This is a genomic window from uncultured Candidatus Kuenenia sp. (genome assembly GCF_900696675.1).
In the GTDB taxonomy this organism is placed as follows: Bacteria; Planctomycetota; Brocadiia; order Brocadiales; family Brocadiaceae; genus Kuenenia; species Kuenenia stuttgartiensis_A.
In genome coordinates this window covers 1-7,804 of sequence record NZ_CAADGZ010000144.1, presented here as the reverse complement: position 1 = coordinate 7,804, position 7,804 = coordinate 1, and the positions used below count along the sequence as shown (strand labels likewise).

Genomic DNA, 7,804 nt, shown 5'->3' with positions numbered 1-7,804 from the left:
AGCCTTTTAAAGCATTTGTATCAACGGCTAAACTTTTCCAATCGTTTGGGAAGAAAGTTCTTAGAAGATCCCAATCTTCTCTCATCATGGCTTTATCCTCCTATAGAGTGATTAGCGGGATAATTAACATAAAAATACCATGATGAATAAAATTTGTCAATAAAACAAGTTAGCGCTTATGCCCCCTGCACCCCCGCCAGCGGGGGACATGGTTTGAACAGGAGCATTTCAAATTCTTGGCTAACTAATTGTACATTGTACCACAAACATCCTGCTTGTGGTATTTTACCCTCAAGCTTGAAGCTTGAGTTACTATTCTTCCCCTCTCCCCGCTAATGGCATTTTTACAAAAAATCGGGAATGCTCCCGTTTCTGCCTGAGATTTATGAATTACAATTTACGATTTGAGATTTGAGATCTAAATCGTACTTCGTACTTCATAAATGAATTACGATACAACGTTTTTCATTATGCCTTTAACCCACCCCTTAATCCTCTCCCAAGAGGGGACTTTCCAAATTACCCTCTTGGGAGGTAGCAGTGGGGGTAAGCAAGCTTTTCAGGTGTCGCCTTCTTCCCTCTTAAAAAGCCAGAAGGTGGTTATTCCGGGAATGAGTGCTTTTAAGAGAACCCTTAATCTGCCGGCTGCGTTGAAGGCCTGGAGGTCGTTGATTTCAAATTTTTCTATGGTGGATTCAGTGAGAAGCCAGTCTTTGTAATTGTCATTGTATTTGAACCCCAACACCTCCTTATTACGAACCCTGGGATATTGCGTATAATTTTCCAATACCCACCAATAATAATTTTTCAGGTAAGTATGGTTTTGTATGTCCGCATCTTGTAACGCCGCAACCATAAAATCTATCATCACCTCCCAAATAGCCCCCCATCCGTGATATTCGTTTTTGCCGATAAGGTTCCATGGAGAAAGTATTTTTGGATCGATTCCCCTGTTTTTTTCGGCAGGCGTTAGCAACAGTTCGTAGCCATTTCTATTTGCAAGCATGGGATTGGCAACGGTAAAACCGAGGCTTTCACCATTTCTATCTATGATTGCCAGCCCACCCAGGGATAAGGGAAGCTCTACCGGCAGTATCAATTCTTTCTCTATGTGTTCCTTTCTCATAGACTTTGTAAATGCCTCAAAGCCCAAATCGCTATGCATGATAGGAATCGGATTTTTATCTTTATCGAGTGCCATGGCGTATGTGTGAATGCCGTTGGGAAAGGGATTTCCATCAGGAAGAAAAAAATTATCTGGCAGAAGCTCAAATTGATATTGCATACTGTTTTCCCATTTCCGGTCATCTAAAAAATCTTCTGCCGTAAACCATACCCTGCCTTGTCCGTGTTCCCTGAGATAGTAGCCAATCTTCATTTTTTTCAGGTCCTGAATTGATTTTTCGTGGTTTTGCGGGTCGTTGTAAAAACTTTTTAAACGGGTACGCCACTCTTCTAACGAGTATGAAATCTCAAACTTTTTTTTGGTCCGTTCAATAAGGGTCGTAATTGTATTACCAGGCGTACTGGTGATTGTATGAAGAAGTGTTTCTGTAGGTTTAAAACAATGGTTTGGATAGAGAGCCTGAATTTTATTCAGGAAAGCTAAAAGGATTTCCCTTTTTTCTTTGTTTGTGCTGAATGATTCTAAAAGGCGGAGTAGATGGGGAACCCATACGGCATTTACATCATAGGAATATGTGCCTCTTGAAAAACTATTTACCGCATCCCTCCAATTGGCGGAACTGGGGTCGTTTATTCGCTTTAATGGGACAAGGTCATTGTTTTCAATAAGGGTAAGTGCTCTGTTTAAATTACGAATGATTACCGTCGCATTGTTGATAAAAAATGTCTCGTCTGGTGCTGTACAATGATAGCGATTTTCGCTGTCTTTATGGTTTAAAAAATCTTCAATATCCTTGCAACTCATTTCGTTTAACAATTCAAAAGTTGAGATAGCTACCAAGAAATCGGTATCGGTCATACGATAGTCGTAGTGGGCTTCATTTTCTTTCAGGACGCGGGAGTCTGTTTCGTGAGCACCCTCACCCGACTGGTTTGAACGGTTTAAGAGTTGTTGCACTATTTTTTGCTGAACAAATATAGTAAGAAACGGTTTGAGCAACAAATGGGTAAAGACGGTATCCCTGCCAAAATAGGTGAGATAGGTAAACGCTCCTGCCAGAATCATGTTGTTCGTGATCAAAAATGAAAGTGAACGGTAAGAAATTTCAAGCATATTTAAAAGGCTCATGATCTTTTCATCTATCAGACCCGCCATAGTTTTGGCATTTTGCAAGCGGTTGATATATTCCATGCTATCATTTTTAAATATGCCTCTTAACGGGAATGCTTTTGGGCGATAGTGCTGTAATGTTGTATTTACCGTGAGTTCTATATCTATCTTTATTGAGGAGTTTGATTTTGAAGGTATTATTTCAAAAAAAGGACACAGGATTTCGATAATATAAAGGTCTTTTTTAGAAGCATTCAAATATCGTTTGTATCGATGATGTGGGGCGCCTGATTTTGCATGGTCATCAGCTCCGGAAAAGCAAAGAAGACGCAACTGCTTTTCCTTAAACCACTCAGGGCTTTTTTTTAATATATCGTTAAGTAATTCCCAGCCTTTTTCTTCTTTGCTGATATTATTTTTGGCTTCCTCGATGACAAAATAACTCAACACCAGAGGATGTTCGGCCTCTTTTATGATTATTTCTTCTTGTATGCCTTCCACTATTATCTTAAGCCGGTATGTTTCCCCAAGGATATTCTTGCTGAGGGTAAGAGATACATTGTTTTTATGTCTTTCTATTTTATAGGAGGGAATGATGGGGAAAAGACCGTATGAGTCGTCCTCTAAATATCCGAAAATATCTTTTAGCGCCCGGATATCCGCATTATCCTCAATCATTCTTTGCATATCTCTCAAACTACGTCCATCTCCCAGATAAACGGAAAAGGTAACAGGGTTGTTTCCTGTCACATTCAGACTGAACGAATCAGATATCCCGTAAGTAATACTATTTTTAGTATGAGGACATTTAAGGGGAATGAGTTGAAAATCGCCTTTTATTGATTCCGGGAAAAATGGTGCAATAATGAATTGCGCAATAATGTTTTTGAATGATGCTAATAACAGTTCTGTCCGGCTGTTTTTGTTTCGAATCCTCTTTCCAAATACCCCGGTTTCTGCGTCCATTTTTAAAACCGTTTGCGGTGAAATCCATAACGATTCGTTGAAGGCCGGGAAAATTTCAGAGGTTTTTGATTTCGGAAACAGGAAACTATTGTCGTTTAGGAAATGTAGTATCGTTTTCGGAAATGCGCCTTTTACATCACTGACGGTTGATTGTTTCAGGAGTGACGCGAAAGAATGGCTATTATTATGTAAGGTAAACATTGGGATTTAATATGGAAAAACCTAAACCGGTAGAAGATATATTACTGGAAGCAAACGCGGCCCTTAGTGTTATAAACCTGACATATGACCAGATGAACAGGGAGCATGTTGCTACAAAAATACAACTGCAGAAATTAGCCAGAGAATTAGAAACAAAAAACAAAAGTCTCCAAAATCTTGCGAATATCGATGGATTGACGGAGGTGTATAACCATCGTTTTCTGCAAGCATTTATTGAAAAAGAAATCAACAGATCGAAACGAAAACAGACTAATTTCCGCCTGGTATTGATAGACGTGGATAATTTTAAAAGTTTTAATGGCTTATATGGACATCAAACAGGCGACTTCATTTTAAAGGAACTGTGCAAACTGCTGACGTTATGTTTGCGGGAATATGATATCCTTGCCCGCTATGGAGGCGAAGAGTTTGCCATAGTTTTAGCTGATACAAAAGTGGACGCAGCCGTTATTGTTGCCGAAAGGATGCGTGAAAAAGTAGCGAAACATACATTCATAATAAATAACATGAAATATAATGTTACGGCAAGTTTTGGCATCGCTGAAATTGCGCCACACGTTGATACATTAAAACGAAGCGATCTCACAGACAACGCAGACAAGACATTGTTAGAATCAAAGAAAAAAGGGAAAAACAGGGTTACCGTCTGGAGACAAAAGAAAAAGTGGTTCAGATAATAATAATAGTAGGAGCAGATGCTTCGTCCCTACACGGCTATGGCATGATTCGCCAAAACCTCACGGCATGCATGAAACACATCGTTAGCGCTTATCTTTTTCATGCATATCATGTTATCGCAGTTTCCTTTGTAACAAGGAGAGCACTCAACATGGGCGACCAGCGATTTCCCTCTGCCATAAAGGTCGATTTCCTGATAACAGGTAGAGCCAAAGAATGTGACAGTGCATTTTCTTAATGCAATAGATAAGTGCAGGGCAAGGGTATCTCCGGTAACGATGAGATGACATTGATTGATCAATCCCATAAATTCTTTCAGGTTGTGATGGCAACCGCTGTCAATAACGTTCGATGTGGTTCCGGAGGCGATTTCCTGATTTCTTTCCACTTCTTCAGGCCCGCCTAAAAGTAATATTTGAGCATCTAGGTCATTTTGCAATTTGTCTGCGAGTTCAACAAAACTTTGGATTTCCCATCGTTTTGTGGCGAATCTTTTTCCAGCTCCGGTGTTCAGGCCGATAAGTAATTTCCCAGGATCAATATTAAAATTGCTTAAATAATTTCTGGCGTACATATTATATTTATCGGGGAGAGTGATAATATACTCTCCGTAGTTTTCAATAAACCCGAGTGCTTCAAATATAAGTTGCTGGTAGGTCTTTGTGTTTTGCCGGAACTTTAGTTCGTCAGAAACACCCAATCGCAGCAAATGATTTGCTTCCTTGTTCAAGGAATAAATGTGTCCTGTACCGGAGAGGGCGAAACCAAGTTTGACGTCGGCCTTGACCATTGCAGCAAGGCTGGTGGCAGTCGCATCTTTGTCAAGACATATCAGTAAATCAAATATTTCAACTTGTAGACGCAGGGTATTTTCAAGAGTAACGAATAATAAACGATCGATAAAGGGATTATCTTCCAGCACAGGCAGTGAGGAACCATCTGTTATCCATGTAATATGAGATGATGGATATTTTTCTTTCAAAACAGGAAGAATCGGCGTAGTTCTTAATACATCACCGATGGCCGCTAATTTTATAATCAAAATCCTTTTCCCCATTGAGGCGTATTTTGCACAGCTTGAATCAATGGGACAATCAAGTTTAAACCTGCATGGTTTCTCGGAGGCAAAAAAACGGCAATCAAAATCTTTTGACATCATAGTATTTCCCTAGCGTATGGATAATCATATAATTTAACGTTCTGGTACTGAGCTTGTAGGAGTATAGGAATTTAAAAGTTGTAGGACGAAGCGATTGCTTCGTTATGAGCGAAGTGGCACTTCGCGCTACATCTAAAAAGTCGCCAAACAATTCATCATCAACAGAAGGCAGCAGTTTAACATCACTATCAAATAAAGTATTAGAGATTTCAGGTATCTGATAAAACAACTTACTCACAAATCACCAATCATTATAAAAGCCAATTAGCCAATAAAACTAGTGCTGAGCTTGTCGAAGCATCAGGCCAAAGTAATTAAAAAAGCAATAAAAACCACTAGGATTATGTTATCAATCAGGCGTGTCTTACCAATCATGACTGCCAGGGCGACAACGTTTCCATTTCTCACTTCCGTCACTGCCTCAAGTGTTTCGGGATTGACTATTGAAAGATAATCTATCCGGGCTGATTTACAATTATTAATAACCTTTTCCATTTCCAATTTAATTTCTCCGGCATTATTTTCGCCTGCATTCACCATATCCTTTGCCTTTATCAGCGCCTGATACAAACACCGTGCGTCTTTCTTTTCTGTCTCGCTGAGATAGGCATTTCGTGAACTTAGCGCCAATTCTTCTTTGTCCCGCACTGTTGGAAGTACTTTTATATTTACATCTAAATTCAAATCGGCAGCCATTCTACTGATAACAACTGTTTGTTGGAAGTCTTTTTGACCGAAGTAGGCACTGTCGGGTTGTATGAGATTAAATAATTTCAGGACAACAGTGGCAACGCCCCTGAAATGTCCGGGACGCGATTTACCGCACAGTTTGTCCTCTAAATGCTCTGGAACAACTGTTGTACAGAATCCGTCAGGATACATTTCCGACGCTTTTGGGTTGAATAAAACGTTCACACCCTCTTTTAAAAGGATCTCGCAATCAGTGTCAAACATCCGTGGGTATTGAGTAAAATCTTCATTTCTCCCGAACTGTATGGGATTGATGAAAATACTCACAACCACGGTATCATTTTCCGTCCTTGCCTGTCTTATCAGACTCAAATGGCCTTCATGTAAAGCGCCCATTGTAGGTACAAAACCAATGAGCAAATTATTTTTCTTTGCCGCTTTTACTATCGACCTGATTTCGTCTAAAGAGCTTGTTATCTGCAATAATATTCACCTGTGAATTACTAAAGGGGGGTGTATGGGGTATTTATTCTTAAGCATGCATAGCTAGAAGCAAATATGTACGAAATACAAAATAAGCAAAACAAAAGGCGGAACAAGAGATTGCACAGATTAAAAAATTAAATATTCGGATTCCAGCATTAAATATTTTGTCAAAAAGCACGCACTGACGAATGGAAGTGTGCAAAGAAATTACTGATAAGGTACTGATAAGATAAAAAACAAATCGACGTTAATTGTTTTTGCAGGTCGGTTTTTTTAATATTGCGGGCTATTTGGAGAAAAAAAGCAACAAAGGCAGCATGAATTCTTTATACAAAGACCTGCAAACTAGTTATAGGTGTGAAAAGTCTAGCAAAGATCAAATACAAGTGCAAGTGTCATTATTCATTATGACGTAATGTAACGATACGGGGAAACAAACTCATTTTAGCAGCAATGAGTAATGAACGGTCGTCATGTCGCAAGTGCGACACCCCTAAAACGATGAAAATGTTTAATTTTTAGACAGTCGACGGTATTTTCGAGCCAGTCATCATGCTGCGTTAGCAACACCTGGAAACTATCAAAATTGTTTTATAACCATATCATGTTGTAGTATCTATACTTAAACTATTTTTTGTAGTCTTATTTCCGAGTCGGAAATGTCTGGCATTTCTGTTTCTGTACCGGTTCAAATGTATAGGGCCATCCAAAAGGTATCAGCTTGTCATTGTGAGGGCCTCTCAGCTTGTCATTGCGAGGGTCTTTTCCGAAGCAATCAGTATACTACGAGATATTTCGTGACGTAAGAAACGCCATATCGCGGGAGAAGCAAATTAAGGGTGGCTCAAGGGCTAAAAAAAACAGAATTAATTTAATGGAATGAATGCAGATGGGAAGGATCTCTATGGCGGTTTATGAGATTGCTTCGGAAAAGACCCTCGCAATGACAAGCTGAGACCCCCTGCAATGACAAGCTGATGCCCTTGTAATGACAAGCATGTGGTTTTGGTATATGGATAGAGCATCGGATTTCTAATCCGCTTCCGCTTGTAATGACAAAATAAGTCATCAGTCATCATGTTGCATTTGCAACACCCAGAAGCGATGAAAATGACTTTATAGCCATATCATATTGCGGTACCTGTGCTTGAGCTATTTTTTGTAATCTTATTTTCGAGTTAGGAGAAAAAGAATAAAAAAGCAAATGGAAGAGTAAAACATTTAAACTTATTTACAAAACAATGCACATGCAATAAACACATTTGGAGAGGTAATTGTATGAAGAGATAATAAGGGGTGTATTGTCTTACAAATAAGGTATTAACGAGAAGAAACCATACAAAGGGTGAGGAAAGTTACTGACATAT

5 protein-coding genes are annotated in these 7,804 nt (G+C 39.2%); 1 reads left to right on the top strand and 4 read right to left on the bottom strand.

Translation table 11 applies throughout. The annotated features are described in order from the left end of the window. Nucleotides 1-559 precede the first annotated feature (559 nt). Nucleotides 560-3,403 (bottom strand): hypothetical protein, encoded by a 2,844-nt coding sequence (locus tag QZT26_RS15135; protein WP_169703816.1) that lies wholly within the window; start codon nucleotides 3,401-3,403, stop codon nucleotides 560-562. A gap of 11 nt (nucleotides 3,404-3,414) precedes the next feature. Between QZT26_RS15135 and QZT26_RS15130 the strand changes: the two genes are divergently transcribed. Then, entirely contained in the window at nucleotides 3,415-4,101 is a 687-nt protein-coding gene (locus tag QZT26_RS15130) for a GGDEF domain-containing protein (protein ID WP_157775528.1), read from the top strand. A 29-nt stretch (nucleotides 4,102-4,130) separates the two neighbouring features. On the opposite strand, the gene QZT26_RS15125 is transcribed toward QZT26_RS15130, so the two are convergent. From QZT26_RS15125 to panC, 3 genes are all read right to left on the bottom strand, one after another. Beyond that, nucleotides 4,131-5,261 carry a glycosyltransferase family 9 protein gene (locus tag QZT26_RS15125; protein WP_099323494.1) on the bottom strand — a complete coding sequence of 377 codons (1,131 nt, stop codon included), beginning with the start codon at nucleotides 5,259-5,261 and terminating at the stop codon, nucleotides 4,131-4,133. Continuing rightward, entirely contained in the window at nucleotides 5,242-5,499 is a 258-nt protein-coding gene (locus QZT26_RS15120) for a hypothetical protein (RefSeq protein WP_169703815.1), read from the bottom strand. The genes QZT26_RS15125 and QZT26_RS15120 overlap by 20 nt, the downstream gene beginning before the upstream one ends. 62 nt (nucleotides 5,500-5,561) lie before the next feature. Further along, nucleotides 5,562-6,434: a pantoate--beta-alanine ligase gene (gene panC, locus QZT26_RS15115; RefSeq protein ID WP_169703814.1), complete on the bottom strand. Its 873-nt coding sequence runs from the start codon at nucleotides 6,432-6,434 to the stop codon at nucleotides 5,562-5,564. Nucleotides 6,435-7,804: the final 1,370 nt, after the last annotated feature.

Bases quoted from the DNA above. Each gene is read 5' to 3' on its own strand.
- QZT26_RS15135 (WP_169703816.1), bottom strand. From the start codon at position 3,403: ATGTTTACCTTACATAATAATAGCCATTCTTTCGCGTCACTCCTGAAA.
- QZT26_RS15130 (WP_157775528.1), top strand. From the start codon at position 3,415: ATGGAAAAACCTAAACCGGTAGAAGATATATTACTGGAAGCAAACGCG.
- QZT26_RS15125 (WP_099323494.1), bottom strand. From the start codon at position 5,261: ATGATGTCAAAAGATTTTGATTGCCGTTTTTTTGCCTCCGAGAAACCA.